Annotated in this window: 12 protein-coding genes; 7 read left to right on the top strand and 5 right to left on the bottom strand. The window is 71.6% G+C overall.

What is annotated here, in order from left to right:
- Positions 1-23: 23 nt before the first annotated feature.
- Positions 24-644, top strand: coding sequence for a TIGR03086 family metal-binding protein (locus tag AB0C35_RS41625; RefSeq protein ID WP_358468630.1), 621 nt, complete (start codon positions 24-26; stop codon positions 642-644).
- Between the two features lie 72 nt (positions 645-716).
- On the top strand, positions 717-2,114 hold the full coding sequence (gltX, locus tag AB0C35_RS41620) for a glutamate--tRNA ligase (protein ID WP_358468628.1): 1,398 nt from the start codon (positions 717-719) through the stop codon (positions 2,112-2,114).
- Positions 2,115-2,121: 7 nt separating this feature from the next.
- Here the strand turns inward: gltX and AB0C35_RS41615 are convergent, their stop codons facing one another.
- Both AB0C35_RS41615 and AB0C35_RS41610 read right to left on the bottom strand, forming a co-directional pair.
- A complete protein-coding gene (locus AB0C35_RS41615; RefSeq protein ID WP_358468626.1) occupies positions 2,122-2,763 on the bottom strand; it encodes a response regulator in 642 nt (213 codons plus the stop codon).
- An 82-nt stretch (positions 2,764-2,845) separates the two neighbouring features.
- The gene (locus AB0C35_RS41610; RefSeq protein ID WP_358468623.1) at positions 2,846-7,102 is read right to left on the bottom strand and encodes a HAMP domain-containing protein; all 4,257 of its coding nucleotides are present in this window, start codon (positions 7,100-7,102) and stop codon (positions 2,846-2,848) included.
- Positions 7,103-7,443: 341 nt separating this feature from the next.
- Between AB0C35_RS41610 and AB0C35_RS41605 the strand changes: the two genes are divergently transcribed.
- Genes AB0C35_RS41605 through AB0C35_RS41595 form a run of 3 tightly spaced genes read left to right on the top strand, consistent with a single transcriptional unit; the run spans position 7,444 to position 10,491 of the window.
- Positions 7,444-9,708 carry a SpoIIE family protein phosphatase gene (locus AB0C35_RS41605; protein ID WP_358468620.1) on the top strand — a complete coding sequence of 755 codons (2,265 nt, stop codon included), beginning with the start codon at positions 7,444-7,446 and terminating at the stop codon, positions 9,706-9,708.
- A gap of 43 nt (positions 9,709-9,751) precedes the next feature.
- The gene (locus tag AB0C35_RS41600) at positions 9,752-10,078 is read left to right on the top strand and encodes an STAS domain-containing protein (protein ID WP_358468617.1); all 327 of its coding nucleotides are present in this window, start codon (positions 9,752-9,754) and stop codon (positions 10,076-10,078) included.
- 44 nt (positions 10,079-10,122) lie between these two features.
- Positions 10,123-10,491, top strand: coding sequence for an ATP-binding protein (locus tag AB0C35_RS41595; protein WP_358468614.1), 369 nt, complete (start codon positions 10,123-10,125; stop codon positions 10,489-10,491).
- A gap of 108 nt (positions 10,492-10,599) precedes the next feature.
- Here AB0C35_RS41595 and AB0C35_RS41590 read toward each other — a convergent pair whose 3' ends face one another.
- The gene (locus AB0C35_RS41590; RefSeq protein ID WP_358468611.1) at positions 10,600-11,946 is read right to left on the bottom strand and encodes a class II 3-deoxy-7-phosphoheptulonate synthase; all 1,347 of its coding nucleotides are present in this window, start codon (positions 11,944-11,946) and stop codon (positions 10,600-10,602) included.
- A 221-nt stretch (positions 11,947-12,167) separates the two neighbouring features.
- Entirely contained in the window at positions 12,168-13,178 is a 1,011-nt protein-coding gene (locus tag AB0C35_RS41585) for a sigma-70 family RNA polymerase sigma factor (RefSeq protein WP_358468609.1), read from the bottom strand.
- A 130-nt stretch (positions 13,179-13,308) separates the two neighbouring features.
- Here AB0C35_RS41585 and trxA point away from each other — a divergent pair, with 130 nt between their 5' ends.
- Positions 13,309-13,662, top strand: a complete 354-nt coding sequence (trxA, locus tag AB0C35_RS41580) for a thioredoxin (protein ID WP_358468606.1) — start codon at positions 13,309-13,311, stop codon at positions 13,660-13,662.
- A 184-nt stretch (positions 13,663-13,846) separates the two neighbouring features.
- A complete protein-coding gene (locus tag AB0C35_RS41575) occupies positions 13,847-14,680 on the top strand; it encodes a putative RNA methyltransferase (RefSeq protein WP_358468603.1) in 834 nt (277 codons plus the stop codon).
- Here AB0C35_RS41575 and AB0C35_RS41570 read toward each other — a convergent pair.
- On the bottom strand, positions 14,618-15,379 hold the full coding sequence (locus AB0C35_RS41570) for a hypothetical protein (RefSeq protein ID WP_358468600.1): 762 nt from the start codon (positions 15,377-15,379) through the stop codon (positions 14,618-14,620). The genes AB0C35_RS41575 and AB0C35_RS41570 overlap by 63 nt on opposite strands.
- Positions 15,380-16,028 lie beyond the last annotated feature (649 nt).

Below are 16,028 nucleotides of genomic sequence, written 5' to 3'. Positions count from 1 at the left end.
CGGCCGGTTCTACCGTGGACGGCGTGTTCGAACTGATGAGCGAGGGAGAGATCATGGATATCCGGAGCCAGATGCTTCCCGCCGCGGAGGCCGCGGCGCGGATCGTCCTGGAGATCCCCGAGGCGAAGCTGGACGCGCCGACCCCGTGCGCGGGCTGGGACGTCCGGGCCCTGATCAACCACCTGATCCTGTGGAGCGCGCGCGGCGAGGCCGCCGCGCACAAGCTGCCGATCACCGGGCCGGGGGAGGACCACGACTTCACCGCCGAGCCCCGCTGGGCCGAGCGGTACGAGGAGCAGGCCAGGAAGACCGCCGAGGCCTGGCAGGACCCGGCGGCGTGGGAGGGCACGACCAGCCTCACCGGCAACAAGGAGGGCATGCCGGCCGAGTTCATCGCCGGGATCCTCTTCGGCGAGTCCGTCACCCACGGCTGGGACCTCGCCGCCGCCACCGGCCGCGAGCCCGGCTACCCGCCCGAGGTCGTGCGGGCCGCGTGGGAGCAGCTCGTCCCGACGGCGGAGGTCGGCCGCGAATACGGGGCGTTCGGCGCCGAGGTGCCCGTGCCGGAGGACGCGCCGCTCCTCGACCGGCTCGTCGGGCTGGCCGGCCGCGATCCGCACTGGAGGCCCGCACCGGGCGCGTAGCCCGGTGGGAACACGGGCGGGGCGCGCGGGTCCCGGGCGCGAACGGGGCCCCGCGCGCTCTACCCTTGAAGCATGTCTTCGACCTCTTCGATCCGCGTCCGCTTCGCCCCGTCCCCGACCGGCATGTTCCATGTCGGCGGCGCCCGCTCGGCGCTGTTCAACTGGGTGATGGCCGCGCAGTCGGGCGGGACGCTCGTGCTGCGGATCGAGGACACCGACGCCTCCCGCAACAGCCCCGAATGGACCGAGGGCATCATCCGCGCCCTGGCCTGGCTCGGAATGGACGGCGAACAGTACGAGGGCCCCTACTTCCAGTCGGCCAACACCGACAGGCACGCCGAGGCCGTCGAGACGCTCAAGGCCGCCGGCCGCGCCTACTACTGCGACTGCACCCGCGAAGCCGTGATCGCCCGCACCGGCGACCAGCACAAGGGCTACGACGGGTTCTGCCGCGACCGCGGCCTGGACGCCGGTCCCGGACGCGCCCTCCGCTACCGCACGCCCGACGAGGGCCAGACCACCGTCGTGGACCTGCTGCGCGGCAAGCCCGTCTTCGAGAACGCCGTCCTGGAGGACTTCGTCATCGCCCGCGCCGACGGGTCGGTCACGTTCCTGCTGGCCAACGCGGTCGACGACATGAGCCAGGGCATCACCCACGTCGTGCGCGGCGAGGAGCACCTGTCCAACGCGCCCAAGCAGCAGCTGCTGTGGGAGGCGCTCGGCGGCGAGCCGCCCGTCTGGGCGCACGTCCCCGTCATCGTCAACGAGAAGCGGCAGAAGCTGTCCAAGCGCCGCGACAAGGTCGCGTTGGAGGACTACCGGGCCGAGGGCTACCTCCCCGAGGCCATGCGCAACTACCTGATGCTCCTCGGCTGGGCCCCGTCGGGCGACCGCGAGATCGTCCCCTGGGACGTGATCGTCGACGAGTTCCGCATCGAGGACGTCAACACCTCGCCCGCGTTCTTCGACGAGAAGAAGCTCCGCTCGTTCAATGGCGACTACCTCCGGGCGCTGCCCGTCGAGAAGTTCATCGCCGAGTGCCTCCCGTTCCTGCAGGAGGCCCCGTTCGACGTCGACGTCGCGGTGTTCGCCGAGCTGGCGCCGCTGGCGCAGACCCGGGTGGCGCTGCTGTCGGAGATCGTCCCGATGATCGACTTCGTGTTCCTGGACGAGCCGCCGTCCGACGAGCAGTCCTGGAAGAAGGCGATGAAGGAGCCCGCCGCCGCGATCCTCGCCGCCGCCGAGACCGCCTACCGGGACGCGCCGTGGAACGCCGCCGAGCTCAAGGACCGGCTGGAGCGCATCGGCGCCGAACACGGCCTCAAGCTCGGCAAGACCCAGGCGCCCGTCCGCGTCGCCGTCACCGGCCGCACCGTCGGGCTCCCGCTGTTCGAGTCCCTGGAGATCCTCGGCCGCGACCGCACGCTCGCCCGCATCGCCGCCGCCAGGGCCGTACTGGATCGCGGCTAGCCGGGGGTCAGGACGACGCCGGGCCTTCGCCGTTGAGGGCCTGGCGGAGTTCGGTGAGGCGGCGGCCGAGTTCGTCGAACTCGCCGCGCAGGGCGTCCGGGACGCGCTTGCCGACCACCTCGGCCTGCTCCTCCACGGCCGCCAGCCGCTCACCGGCCCGCTGCGGCGCCTCCTCGGCGGGGCGCGCCCGCAGGAGCGTCGACTGCTCCCGCAGCAGGGCGGCCTGCTCGCGCAGCAGCGTCGTCTGGTCGCGGAGCTGTTTGTTCTTGTTGTGCAGCTCCACGAACACCGACACTTTCGCGCGCAGCACCCACGGGTCGAACGGCTTGGAGATGAAGTCGACCGCGCCCGCCGCGTAGCCGCGGAAGGCGTAGTCGGGGTCGCTGTTCACCGCCGTGAGAAAGATGATCGGCAGGTCGCGGGTCTTCTTGCGGCGCTTGATGTCGCGGGCCGTCTCGAACCCGTCCATCCCCGGCATGACGACGTCCAGCAGGATGACCGCGTACTCGTCGGTGAGCAGCGCCTTCAGCGCGTCCTCCCCGGACCGCGCCCGGACGAGGTCCTGATCCAGCGAGCTGAGGATGGCCTCCAGCGCGATCAGGTTCTCCTCGCGGTCGTCCACGAGCAGGATCTTCGCCTTGTCGTCCACGCGCGTCTCTCCGATTCCGGTCCCCGCCATCGCCGGCCGCTTCAGCGCCTACGGCGACCCTACTTCCAGGCCTCTCCTCTCCTCAGCGGACGATGGAGGGTTGCAGCCAGTTCCTCATGACGTCAAGAAGATGGTCCACGTCCACCGGCTTGGGCACGTAGTCGGAGGCGCCCGACTCCAGGCTCTTCTCCCGGTCGCCCTTCATCACCTTCGCAGTGATCACGATAATGGGCAGCTCGGCGAACTGCGGCATCTCCCTGATCGCGGCGGTGGTCGCGTAGCCGTCCAGGCCCGGCATCATCACGTCCATCAGCACGACCGCCACGTCCGGGTTGCGGTGCAGGACGTCGATCCCGGCCTGCCCGTCCTCGGCGTACAGGACCTCCATCCCGTAGCCCTCCAGCACGCTGGTGAGGGCGAACACGTTCCGGACGTCGTCGTCGACGATCAGGACCTTGCGGCCGGACAGGACCGTGTCGAGGAAGTCCGCGGGCGGTTCCTCCAGCAGGCCCGCGATCGCGGCCTCCGGCTCGCCGGGACGTTCCCCGCCCGGCGCCCGCTGATCCGCCGGCAGCCCGTTGTCCCCGCCGGGCGCGGTCCCGGCCCCGACGCCGGCCAGGCCGCCGTTGCCGGGCTCGCCGCCCGGCAACATGCCCGCCATGCCCTCCGGCGCGATGACCACGTCGTCCGTCAGCGGCGAACGGCGCCGGTCGTCGCGCTCGCTGTACTGGGCGGGCAGGTAGAGCGTGAACACGCTGCCGCGGCCCGGCTGGCTCTCCGCGTGGATCTCCCCGCCCAGCAGCCGCGCGATGTTCCGGCTGATCGACAGGCCGAGGCCGGTGCCGCCGTAGCGGCGGCTCGTCGTCCCGTCGGCCTGCTGGAACGGCTCGAAGATCTCCTGCAGCTTGTCCGTGCTCACCCCGATGCCGGTGTCGATCACCCGGAACGCGATCACGTCGGGGGTGTTCCACAGGGCGGGCAGCGTGAAGTCGATGTCGCCGGCCCGCTCGATCAGCAGCCGCACCTCGCCCTCGGCGGTGAACTTCACCGCGTTCGACAGCAGGTTGCGCAGCACCTGCTGCAGCCGCTGCTCGTCGGTGTTCAGGACGGACGGGACGTCCGGCGCGACCTCCACGCCGAACTGCAGGCCCTTGTCGACCGACAGCGGACGGAACGTCGCGTCGACGTAGTCGACCAGCGCCGACACCGAAAGCCGCTGCGGGTGCGCCTCCATCTTCCCGGCCTCGACCTTGGCCAGGTCCAGGATGTCGTTGATCAGCTCCAGCAGGTCGGTGCCGGACTCGTGGATCGTCTGGGCGAACTCCACCTGCTTCTCGGTGAGGTTGCCGCCCTGGTTCTCCGACAGCAGCTTGGCGAGCACGAGCAGGCTGTTCAGCGGCGTGCGCAGCTCGTGCGACATGTTCGCCAGGAACTCCGACTTGTACCGCGAGGAGATCGCCAGCTGCTCGGCGCGCTCCTCCAGCGTCCGCCTGGCCTGCTCGATCTGGAAGTTCTGGATCTCGATCGCGCGGTTCTGCTGGGCCAGCAGCGCCGCCTTCTCCTCCAGCTCGGTGTTGGAATGCCGCAGCTCCCCCTGCTGGCGCTGCAGCTCGTCCGAGCGCTCCTGCAGCTCCTGCGCGAGGCGCTGGGACTCGCCGAGCAGCGCCTCGGTGCGGGTGTTGGCGCTGATCGCGTTCAGCGTCACCCCGATCGTCTCGATGAGCTGGCTGAAGAACGCCAGGTGGACGTCGGTGAAGCGGCCGAACGCGGCCAGCTCGATCGCGCCGAGCACCGCGTCCTCGAACACGATCGGCAGCACGATGATGTTGACCGGGGACGCCTCGCCCACACCCGACCCGATCTTGACGTAGTCGGCGGGGGCGTCGGCGATCAGCAGCGGCCGGCGCTCCTGCGCCGCCTGCCCGACCAGCCCCTCGCCCATCGCGAACCGGACCGACCCGATCCGCCCGCGCCGCATCCCGTACCCGGCGATCATGACCAGCTCGGTCTCCTCGCCGATGGTCTCGGCGAGGTAGAACGCGCCGTACTGGGCGGTCGCGGTCGGCGTCAGCTCGCGCATGATCAACTCGGCGACCTGCATGAGGTCCCGGTGGCCCTGCATGAGCCCGCCGATCCGCGCCAGGTTGGTCTTGAGCCAGTCCTGCTCCTCGTTGGCGCGGGTCGTCTCGCGCAGCGTCGCGACCATCAGGTTGACGTTGTCGCTCAGCTCGGCGACCTCGCCGCGCGCCTCCACGGTGATCGTCCGGGTCAGGTCGCCGGTGGCGACCGCGCTGGCGACCTCGCCGATCGCGCGGACCTGCGTGGTCAGGTTGCCGGCCAGCTCGTTCACGCTCTCGGTCAGCCGCTTCCAGGTGCCCGACACGCCCTCGACCTCGGCCTGCCCGCCGAGCCGGCCCTCGATGCCGACCTCGCGGGCGACGCGGGTGACCTCGGACGCGAACGACGACAGCGTGTCCACCATCGTGTTCAGCGTGGTCTTCAGCTCCAGGATCTCGCCCTGCGCGTTCACGTCGATGCGCCGCGTCAGGTCGCCGTGCGCGACCGCCGTCGCGACCTGCGCGATGTTGCGGACCTGGTAGGTCAGGTTGGACGCCATCCCGTTGACGTTGTCGGTCAGGTCCTTCCACATGCCGCCCGCGCCGGGCACGTGCGCCTGGCCGCCGAGGCGTCCCTCGGTGCCGACCTCGCGGGCGACGCGGCTGACCTCGTCGGCGAACGCCGACAGGGTGTCGACCATCGTGTTCAAAGTGTCCTTGAGCTGCAGGATCTCGCCCTGCGCGTCCACCTCGATCTTGCGGGTCAGATCGCCCTTCGCGACCGCCGTGGTGACCTGGGCGATCCCGCGGACCTGCATGGTCAGGTTGTTCGCCATCGAGTTGACGTTGTCGGTCAGGTCCTTCCAGACGCCGCTGACGTCCGGCATCCGCGCCTGGCCGCCGAGGCGCCCCTCGGTGCCGACCTCGCGGGCGACGCGGGTGACCTCCGAGGCGAACGACGACAGCGTGTCCACCATCGCGTTCACCGTGTCCTTCAGCTCCAGGATCTCGCCCTGCGCGTCCACGGTGATCTTCTTGCCGAGGTCTCCCTCGGCGACGGCGGTGGTGACCTGGGCGATGTTGCGGACCTGGTAGGTCAGGTTGGACGCCATCCCGTTGACGTTGCTGGTCAGGTCCTTCCAGACGCCGCTCACGCCGGGCACGCGGGCCTGGCCGCCCAGGCGTCCCTCGGTGCCGACCTCGCGTGCGACGCGGGTGACCTCGGCGGCGAAGGCCGACAGCGTGTCCACCATCGTGTTCACGGTGTCCTTGAGCTGCAGGATCTCGCCCTGCGCGTCGACCGTGATCTTCTTGCCGAGGTCGCCGTCGGCGACGGCGGTGGTGACCTGGGCGATGTTGCGGACCTGGTAGGTCAGGTTGTTCGCCATCGCGTTGACGTTGTCGGTGAGGTTCTTCCAGACGCCGCTGACGCCGGGCACGTTGGCCTGGCCGCCCAGCTGCCCCTCGGTGCCGACCTCGCGGGCGACGCGGGTCACCTCGTCGGCGAACGCCGACAGCTGATCGACCATCGTGTTCACGGTGAGCTTCAGCTCCTGGAGCTCACCGGTCGCCTCCACGGTGACCTTGCGGGTCAGGTCGCCCCTCGCCACCGCCGTGGTGACCTCCGCGATGTCGCGGACCTGGGACGTCAGCCGCGCCGCCATGATGTTCACCGAGGCCGTCACGTCCCGCCACCGGCCGGTCATCCCGCGCGCCGGGGCCTGGCCGCCGAGCCGCCCCTCGGTGCCGACCTCGCGGGCGAACTGGGTGACCTCCCACGTGAACTGGTCGAGCAGCTCGACCATGCCGTTGACCGACTTGGCCATGCGCAGCAGCTCCCCGCGCATCGGCCGGCCGCGGACCCGCAGCTCGACCCGCTGGCTCAGGTCGCCCGCGGCCACCGCCTCCACCACCTGGCTCATCCCCGTGGCGAGGTCGGTCAGCTTGTCGATGATCGCGTTGGCGTCCTCCACGGCGGTCGCCCAGGTGCCGCGCAGCGTGCCCGGCGTCAGCCTCCCGCGGAGCTGGCCCTCCCGGCCGATCTCGCGGCGGACGCGGCTCAGCCCCGACGACAGCTCGTCGCCGTTCTGCCGGATCTCCTCCAGGACCGCCGCGGCCTCCGCCACGGCGCCCTCGCCCGGAACGTTCAGCTCCGACCTCGTCTTGCCGTCCCGGACGGCGATGAGCGCCTTGAGGAGCGGTTCGAGATCTGCGTCGCTGTAGCGGGGGGTGGTGTCGCGGTACCCGCCGCCGGGGCGGGCGCGAGACGCGGTACGCGGCATGCTGTTTCATCCTCCTGGCCCGCGATTGTCGGGTATCCGGAGACCGGGTCGCCTGGTGGCACGGACTCCTTCTCTAGGGCCTTCCTGGCCGCACCCAGTACTCTACGTCGCCGTGCGGTGCTGGACGCGCCGTCCGCACGCCGGAGGTGAACGGACGGCAATGATCGTGCATCCGCCCTTGTAGTCTTCGTGTTACGGTCTGTCGTGTTGTGGCGGGGGCCGAGTCACCGAGGTCCGGCGCATTGCTCCGCCTCCCGGCCCACGGGTCCCGTGGCCGGGTCACCGACCGGTCTGTCACGATGGCCAGGCCCGGTAGTGACGCTTCGAACGAGGGACGACAGTTGGATCGGCAGACGGCGTCGGCCACCTTTCCGTCCGCCGCCCCCGCGGTGGCGGATGCGCGCCGGTTCGTCCGGAAGGTGCTCGCCGACTGGGGCATGGACGAGGTCGCGGACGACGCCGTCCTGGCCACCAGCGAGCTCGCCACCAACGCGATCGCCTACGCCGGCACGTCCTTCGAGGTCTCCTGCCGGCTGGAGGACGGCGACATCAAGGTCGAGGTCCGCGACCGGCATCCCACCCGGGGCATCGACATGCCGGGCGTCACCGCCTCCAGCGGGCGCGGCCTGCCGTCGATCTCCCGGCTCGCCGCGTCCTGGGGCGTCTCCTACGACCGCCGCACCAAGGGCGTCTGGTTCCGGCTGCCCAGGCCGGGCGCCTCGGGCGCCGCGGTGCCCGGATCCCTGGCCGGCGAGCCTGCCGAGGCCGGGCCCTCCGCCGAGCCCGCCGGCGACGGCGCCCCCAGGCGTGAGCGCACCCGCGAACGTGCCGCCCGCGACGGGTCGGGCGAGTCCGCCCGCGACGGCTCGGGCCCCGGAGGCCAGGCCAGGGAGGGCAGGCTCGGCGAGGGCGTGGGCGAGGTCCCCGCCGCCGGTGACCGGCTCCTGCGCTCCCCGACAGCCGTGGAGTCCATGGAGGACGGCGTCGCCGGCGTCCGGGACGTCCTCGGCGCCGAGGGCGCGGCCGTCCTGCTGACCGAGCGCGACGGGCGCCTGATCATGGGTGCGTCCGCCGGAACCGCCGCCGAGATGCCCCTCGGCGAACTGTCGGTGGCCGGGCTCGGCCCCGCCGCCCGCGCCGGGTCGGCCTGGGTGGCCTCGGACGCCTCGGATCCGACCGCCGCGGCCCTGCAGGCGCGGTCGCTGGCCGCCGCGCCGCTGGAGTCCCAGGGACGCCTCACCGGCCTCCTCGTGGCCGTCTCGTCGGTGTCCGGCCGGTTCGCCGAGGCCGACGGCGCGCGTCTCGGCCGGCTCGCCGACGAAATGTCGCTCTCCCTGGAGAAGGCCAGGGTGGGGGAGCTGGAACGGTCCTGGCGGGGCTGGCTCAGCTTCGTCGCCGAGGCCAGCGACCTGCTCGCCGGGACCCTCGACCAGGAACGCACGATGGCGCTCGTCGCCCAGCTCGTCGTCCCCCGCCTGGCCACCTGGTGCGCCGTCTACAACGTCACCGAGTCCGAGCCCGACCGGCTGGCCTACGTGTGGCACGCCGACGAGAACCGCGCCGACGGGCTCCGCGAGCTGCTCGAACACGCGGGCGCCGCCCCGCCGATGGACGTCCCCGGCCCCTGGAACGGCCTCGCCGCCGCGCCCGCGGAGCTCCGGGCCGCCACCGGCGGCACCGCCGCCGACCAGGTCTACGCGTTCCCGCTGATCGCCCGCGGCCGGCGCATCGGCACCATCGTCATCGGCCGCCCGTCCGGCGACCGCTTCCCCCGCAGCGCGATCGAGCTGGCCGAGGAGCTCAGCCGCCGCGCCGCCCTCGCCGTCGACAACGCGCGGCTGTTCTCCGCGCAGACCGCCATGAGCAGCGCCCTCCAGCGCAGCCTCCTGCCGCCCGGAATCCCCGAGATCCCCGGCCTGGAGGTCGCCGTCGTGTACGAGCCCGCCGGGGAGGGCAGCGAGGTCGGCGGCGACTTCTACGACGTCTTCGAGAGCGGGCGGCGCCCCGGCGGCCCGGCCGCCGCGTCCCACTGGCGGTTCGCCATCGGCGACGTGTGCGGCACCGGGCCCGAGGCCGCCGCCGTCACCGGGCTCGCCCGGCACGCGCTGCGCATCCTCGCCGCCGAGGACATGTCCGTCCCGGGCGTCCTCGGCCGGCTCAACCGGCTCATCCTCGGCGAGGGCGAACGCGGGCGGCTGCTCACCCTGCTGCACGGCGAGATCGCCGCCAGGCGCGGCGCCGGCGGCGTGACGATCAGGCTGACGAGCGCGGGGCACCCGCCCCCGCTGGTGCTCGCCACGGACGGCACGGTGCGGGAGGCGGCCTCGCCGCAGCCGCTGCTCGGCGTGTTCGACGGCGTCGAGTTCCACACCGACACGATCGACCTGCGCCGCGGGGAGGTCCTGCTCTGCGTCACCGACGGCGTCACGGAGCGGCGCTCCGGCAACCGGCTGCTCGGCGACGGCGAAGGGCTAGAGAACCTGCTCGCCGACTGCACGGGACTGAGCGCGGGGGCCGTCGCCGCCCGTATCCAGCGCGCCGTCCGCGACTTCGGGCCCGAGCCGTCGAACGACGACGTTGCCCTCATCGTTCTGCGGGCGTCATGATGGAGACCAACAATCGGTAAGGTGGGGTGGCGTGGGGCTTGCCTTGCACACGACACGACAGGACGGCCGCGCGACGATCGCCGCGCGCGGCTCCATCGACCTGCACTCCTCCGACGAGCTGCGGTCACGGCTGACCGAGCTGGTCGACGCGGGAGAGCGGGCGGTCGTCGTCGACCTCGCCGCGGTCGACTTCTGTGACTCCTCCGGTCTCAACGTCCTCGTGCGGGCGTACAAGCACGCGCGCGCGCAGAACGCCACGCTCACCGTCACCGGCGCCTACGGCCGGGTCGAGAACGTGCTGCGGACCACCGGCCTCGATCGCTTCCTGATCGAAGGTCCGGCGGAGGAGGCTCCGGCCGATGGGCGGTGAGGAGAGACGATGAAGAACGGCGAGCGGGCGGAGTGACCGACCCGATGACCGAGACCACACTGCGCGCGGCTCCGCAGACCGAGGCGGTCGAGTACGCGCGGCGCCTCGCCGCCCGCACCATGCGCACCTGGGCGCTGATGGAGCGTGAGGAACTCGTCACCGCGATCGTCGCGGAACTGGTCGCCAACGCCGTCCGGCACGCGGGGACGGCGCTGGAGCTGCGCCTGCTGCGCGGCAGCGGGCGCATCCGCGTCGAGGTCCGCGACCGCGCCGCCCAGCTGCCGCGGCTGACCGTCCCCGGCCCGCTGGACGAGTCGCACCGCGGCCTGTTCATCGTCGACCGCTTCGCGAACTCCTGGGGCGCCGACCCCGTGACCGGCGGCAAGGTCGTCTGGGCCGAGGTCGACATCTGACGGTCGCGTTCCGGTCTGGAACGTGCCGCTGCGGAAGACCTCCTGTGGGACCGCGCCCACCGAGGGCGGCCCCGCGGGGCCGCCCTCGGTGGGCGCGGTCCCACGCGGTCAGGCGGACTTGCGGTACAGCTCGGCGACCATGAAGGCCAGGTCCAGAGACTGGCCGCGGTTGAGCCGCGGGTCGCAGGCCGTCTCGTACCGCTGGTGCAGATCGGCCTCCGCGAGCCCGTGGGCGCCGCCGACGCACTCGGTGACGTCGTCGCCCGTGAACTCGATGTGGATGCCGCCGGGATGAGTCCCGAGAGCCCGGTGGACCTCGAAGAACCCGGCCACCTCGTCCAGCACGTCGTCCAGCCGCCGCGTCTTGTGCCCGCTCGGCGCCTCGAAGGTGTTGCCGTGCATCGGGTCGCAGATCCACGCGACCGGCGCGCCGCTCTGATGCACCTTCTCGATCAGCGGCGGCAGCGCGTCCCGGATGCGGCCCGCGCCCATCCGGGTGATGAACGTGAGCCGGCCGGGCTCGTGATCGGGGTTCAGCCGGTTGATCAGCGCCAGGGCGTCGTCGGCCGAGGTGGCCGGGCCGAGCTTCACCCCGATCGGGTTCCGGATGTGCCGCAGGAACTCCACATGCGCCCCGTCCAGCTGCCGGGTGCGCTCACCGATCCACAGGAAGTGCGCCGACACGTCATACGGCAGGCCGCTGAGGTGGTCGATCCGGGTCAGCGCCCGCTCGTACTCCAGCAGCAGCGCCTCATGGCTGGAGTAGAACTCCACCCCGTGGAACTCGTCGGGGTTCGCCCCGCACGCCTTCATGAACGTCAGCGCCCTGTCGATCTCACCGGCCAGCTGGTCGTAGCGGCGGCCCGCCGGGCTCGTCGCCACGAAGTCCTGGTTCCAGGCGTGCACCTGCCGCAGGTCGGCGTACCCGCCCTTGGTGAACGCCCTGCACAGGTTCAGCGTCACCGCCGAGCAGTGGTAGGCCTTCAGCAGCCGGTCCGGGTCGTTGCGCCGGGACTCGGCGTCGAAGCCGAACCCGTTGACCGCGTCGCCCCGGTACGCGGGCAGTTCCACGCCGCCGCGCACCTCCACGGGCTTGGAGCGGGGCTTGGCGAACTGGCCCGCCATCCGGCCGATCTTCACGACCGGCACGCTGGCGGCGTAGGTGAGCACGACCGCCATCTGCAGCAGCGTCTTCAGCTTGTTCTTCACCGCGTCGGCGGTCGACCCGTCGAACGTCTCGGCGCAGTCGCCGCCCTGCAGGACGAACGCCCGGCCCTGCGCGACGTCCGCGAGCTGGGCCTTGAGCTGGTCGCATTCGCCGGCGAAGACGAGCGGCGGCTGCCTGGCGAGTTCGGCGGCGACCGCCCGGACCTCGTCCGGATCGTCCCAATCGGGCTGCTGGAGGGCGGGGAGGGAGCGCCAGGCGTCGAGGTCCCCGAGGGCGGATGTACTCACGCTGAAAGGCTATGGCACGCCCCGCCCTGCCGGACGACGAGCCCTCCCCGTCACACAAGGCGATCCGGCCCGGCGGACATGGCCCGTCCGGGCGGCCGGACGGGCCCGGCCGCTTCCGCCGAGGGAACGGGGGATGGACCCGGGAACGCGAAAGGGCGGCCCCGGCTTCGGGGCCGCCCGTTTCTCGTCGATCACGGAGCGGAGGGGCTGCGGGCCCGGCCTCAGGCCGCCCGGCTCCCGGCGGTCGCGCGCACCGGCTCCCGAGCGGGGCCCGGCCCGGCCGCCAGCGTCCGGCGGCCGCTCAGGTCGGCCTCGCTCGCCAGCTGCCGCAGCCGCCGCAGCGAACGGTCGGTGATCTGCCGCACCCGGTTGTGGCTCAGGCCGTACCGGGCGCCGATCTGCGCGTACGACAGGGGCTGGCCGCTGTCCATGCCGAACCGGGCCCGCAGGATCGCGGACTCGCGTTCCGGCAGCCGGTCCAGCAGCCGCCCGAGACCCTCGATGTCGTCCAGCGCGAGGATCTCGGCCTCCGGCGTCACGGCGTCCGGGTCCTCCAGCAGGTCGCCCATCGGCGTCTCGCCCGCCTCGTCGACGGTCGCGTCCAGACTCGCCGGGTCGCGCCGCCAGCGCAGCAGCTCGTCCACATGCTCGGCCTCGGCGCCGATCGTGTCCGCGATCTCCTCGCGGGTCGGCTCCCTGCCGAGCTCACGGCCGAGCTGACGCTCCGCGCGCCGCAGCCGGGAAAGCTCCTCCTCCACGTGGACGGGCAGCCGGATCGTGCGGGCGGTGTGGCTGAGCCCGCGGCCGATCGCCTGCCTGATCCACCATGTCGCGTACGTGGAGAACTTGAAGCCGCGGCGGTAGTCGAACTTCTCCACCGCGCGCATAAGCCCCAGGTTCCCCTCCTGAATGAGGTCGATGAGGGGCAACGAGTCGGTCGGGTACTTGCGGGCGATCGAGACCACGAGGCGTAGATTGGCCTCGACGAAACGCTGCTTGGCGTGCAGCCCCGCCGCGGTCAGCGCCTCCAGCTCCTCACGGGTCACGCCCTTGGGCGCCTTCCCCTCCTCGAGCAGCTGTTCGGCGTACAGGCCCCCTTCGATCGCCTTGGCCAGATCGACCTCCTCCTGCGCGTCGAGCAGGGGGGTACGGCCGATCCGGTCGAGGTACGCTCCGACCAGATCCTTGTCGGGAACGTCGACCCTGTCGCCCTTGGTACGGGTTGCAGCCATCCTGACCCTTCTCCGGTGCGATCTCCCTAGGAGGACAACGCTAATTACCGCTCTGTGATTCCCGGGTGGGGAATACTGCGAGGCTGTGAGCCGCTCTACGTCCTGATACCCCGACTGAGGAGAAACCGACATGGCGACGGTCACACTCACCGCAGAGAACTTCGACCAGGTCGCTCAGGCGGACGGAATCGTCCTGGTCGACTTCTGGGCGGAGTGGTGCGGACCGTGCAAGAGGTTCGCCCCCGTGTACGAGAGGTCGGCGGGCAAACACGACGACATCGTCTTTGCCAAGGTCGACACCGACGCTGAGCCGGAACTGTCACAGCGGTTCGGGATCAGGTCCATCCCCACCCTGATGGCGATCCGCGACGGCATGATCGTCTTCGCCGAGCCCGGCGCGGTGCCGGAGTCGACGCTGGAGAACGTGATCGAGCAGGTCCGCGGCCTCGACATGGAGGACGTCCGCCGCCGCGCGGAGTCCTGAACCGCCTCCGTTCCTGAACCCGCCGGCCCGCCGAACGGCCTGGCCGCCGGGCCGTGGAGAACCGTTGAGGACCCGGCGTCCCAGATGGCGCGTGCGGGAAGCCCGGCTGTCGGCGCGGCGGCGTGACGGCAAAGAAGCCGACGGTGCCGCCCCTTCCGCCTCGGACATGGTCGATGATGGACGGATGCTCGCCGATGTCGCCCGATACCTGGTGTGCCCCGTGTGCGGAGCGGACCTCGAACTGGCCGGCAGCGGATTGCGCTGCCCGGCCGGGCATACCTTCGACATCGCGCGGCAGGGGTACGCGAACCTGCTGCCCGGCAACGCCCGTCCTGGAACGGCCGACACCCCCGAGATGGTCCGCGCGAGAGCCGAGTTCCTCGGGGCGGGCCACTTCACGGCACTCGCGGACCGGCTCGCGTGGGAGGTCTCACGCGCTGCCCCATCCTTCGTCGTCGACGCGGGCGCGGGAACCGGGTACTACCTGAGCCGGATCCTCGACCGGTCGCCGGACGCCTCCGGGCTCGCCTTGGACATCTCCAAACACGCCGCGCGCAGGGCGGCCAAGGCGCATCCGCGCGCCGGCGCGGTCGTCGCGGACCTGTGGCGTCCGCTTCCGCTGCGCGACGGAGCCGCCGACATCGTCGTGAACGTCTTCGCGCCACGCAACGCCGCCGAATTCCACCGTGTGCTCCGCGACGACGGGTTGCTCTTCACCGTGACGCCGTCCCCCGGGCACCTCGCACCCCTCGTTGAGCCGCTCGGGCTGCTCTCGGTCGACCGGCGCAAAACCGAGCGCACGGACGCCGCACTCGCCGGTTACTTCAAGCTGGACTCGCGCAAGGAAATCGAGACCGAGGCCGTCCTGACCCACGACGAAGTCACCACGCTCGTGGGAATGGGGCCCAGCGCGCATCACGTCCCGCCCGAACGGCTCCGCGAACGCCTGGGACGGCTACCCGACCCGCTCCCAGTGCCCATGTCCTTCGTGCTGTCGGGGTACCGGCGGCTCGAGTAGGCGCCGCGCATCTACGTCTTGCGTGAGTTCGACGAGCACCTGGGGCACTTCGCCGGGCTGGGTCACGTCCTCCACACCGGGGACGTCGACATCGAACCTGAACGAGATCGAGACCGCGCGCGCCGTGCCGCTCAGCAGAAGACGCTGGAGCGCCTGTCCTGCGCGGAGCCACTCGGCGGGGGAGTCCCCGTAGGTGGTCAGCACCGCCCGCTGAGTCATCGCCTCTTGCGCCGTGGGCAGCGAATGAAGTGCCGCTCCCTCCAGCCGCACCGCCTCGCCCAGTTCATTGACGCTGGCGACGGACGGCCGCGCGGCGGCGGCCGGACGATCCGCGGGGAACGGCCGGAGCGTGGCGGCGTACAGCAGGCGCTCCTCCCGCGTGATCCGGTGCCGTCCCGCAAGCCGCGCCGACGCGAGGACCGATGGGCGGGCCGCGTCGGGAAGCAGCCGCACCACCGCCTCGTGCCCGAGCTGGGCGGCGGCGAGGCGCAGGTTCACGAGCGCGGCCCCGCTGCTCAGATGCAGGCTCCGCCCGAGCGGGTCGTGCGCCGGCCGGAACCTCACGGGATCGGCATGCACCTCGATCAGACCGGGCACGACCTTGAACCGCCACGCATGCACGTCGTGGATCGTCGGCCCCATCGTCGCGGCTACCACCAGGCGCTCGACCGAAGCACGGATGGCGACGGGCACGTTCACGAGGCGTTCCTCCAGACCTCGGCCGGCAGTCCTGCCGGGAGCCACCGCACGCCCGCGACGCCGGATTCCGCGTGCTCTGCGGTCTGCGCACCGTATCCCACTGTGACCCGACCCACGTAGTGTGTGAACGGCGAGGTCAGCGAGACGAATGGTGTGCGCGAGGGACAAAGGGGCGGCACGCTTCAGGTGTCGCGATTTGACGACCTCGGCGGGGGACCTTACTGTCACTGCTGCCCCAAGGGATGCGGGACGCCACCGAGCGGCCGGCCCAGGGGACCAGGTCCTCCGAAATGGTTCGAGCCACGCTCGGACTGTTGTAGGATGGCCTGACAGCCTGAAACGGGATGCAGGACGCCGCAAGGTGGCCGGCCCGTAGGGCGCCTCCTAGGAAACGATCTTCTCCAGGCTTTGGGCCTGGGGGTGTGTCGTCTCCGCAGGGGACTGGGCCGCCTCCGGACGTCGAAAAAGATCTTCGCGGATCTGCTTGACAACGGAGATGGAACAGGTAAGTTAGAAGGGTTGCCCCGGAGACCGGGTCCTGCGGAAGCGGGTTCGGCGCGGTGGGTGTCCGTTTCTTGAGAACTCAACAGCGTGTTAAAAGCCAGTGCCTTTATCGGTCCGGTTGTTGTTTGGCCGGGCCGCCCCGTGC

Source organism: Spirillospora sp. NPDC048819 (assembly GCF_040650055.1).
Classification (GTDB): domain Bacteria; phylum Actinomycetota; class Actinomycetes; order Streptosporangiales; family Streptosporangiaceae; genus Spirillospora.
This window is presented reverse-complemented; position numbering and strand designations above follow the sequence as displayed.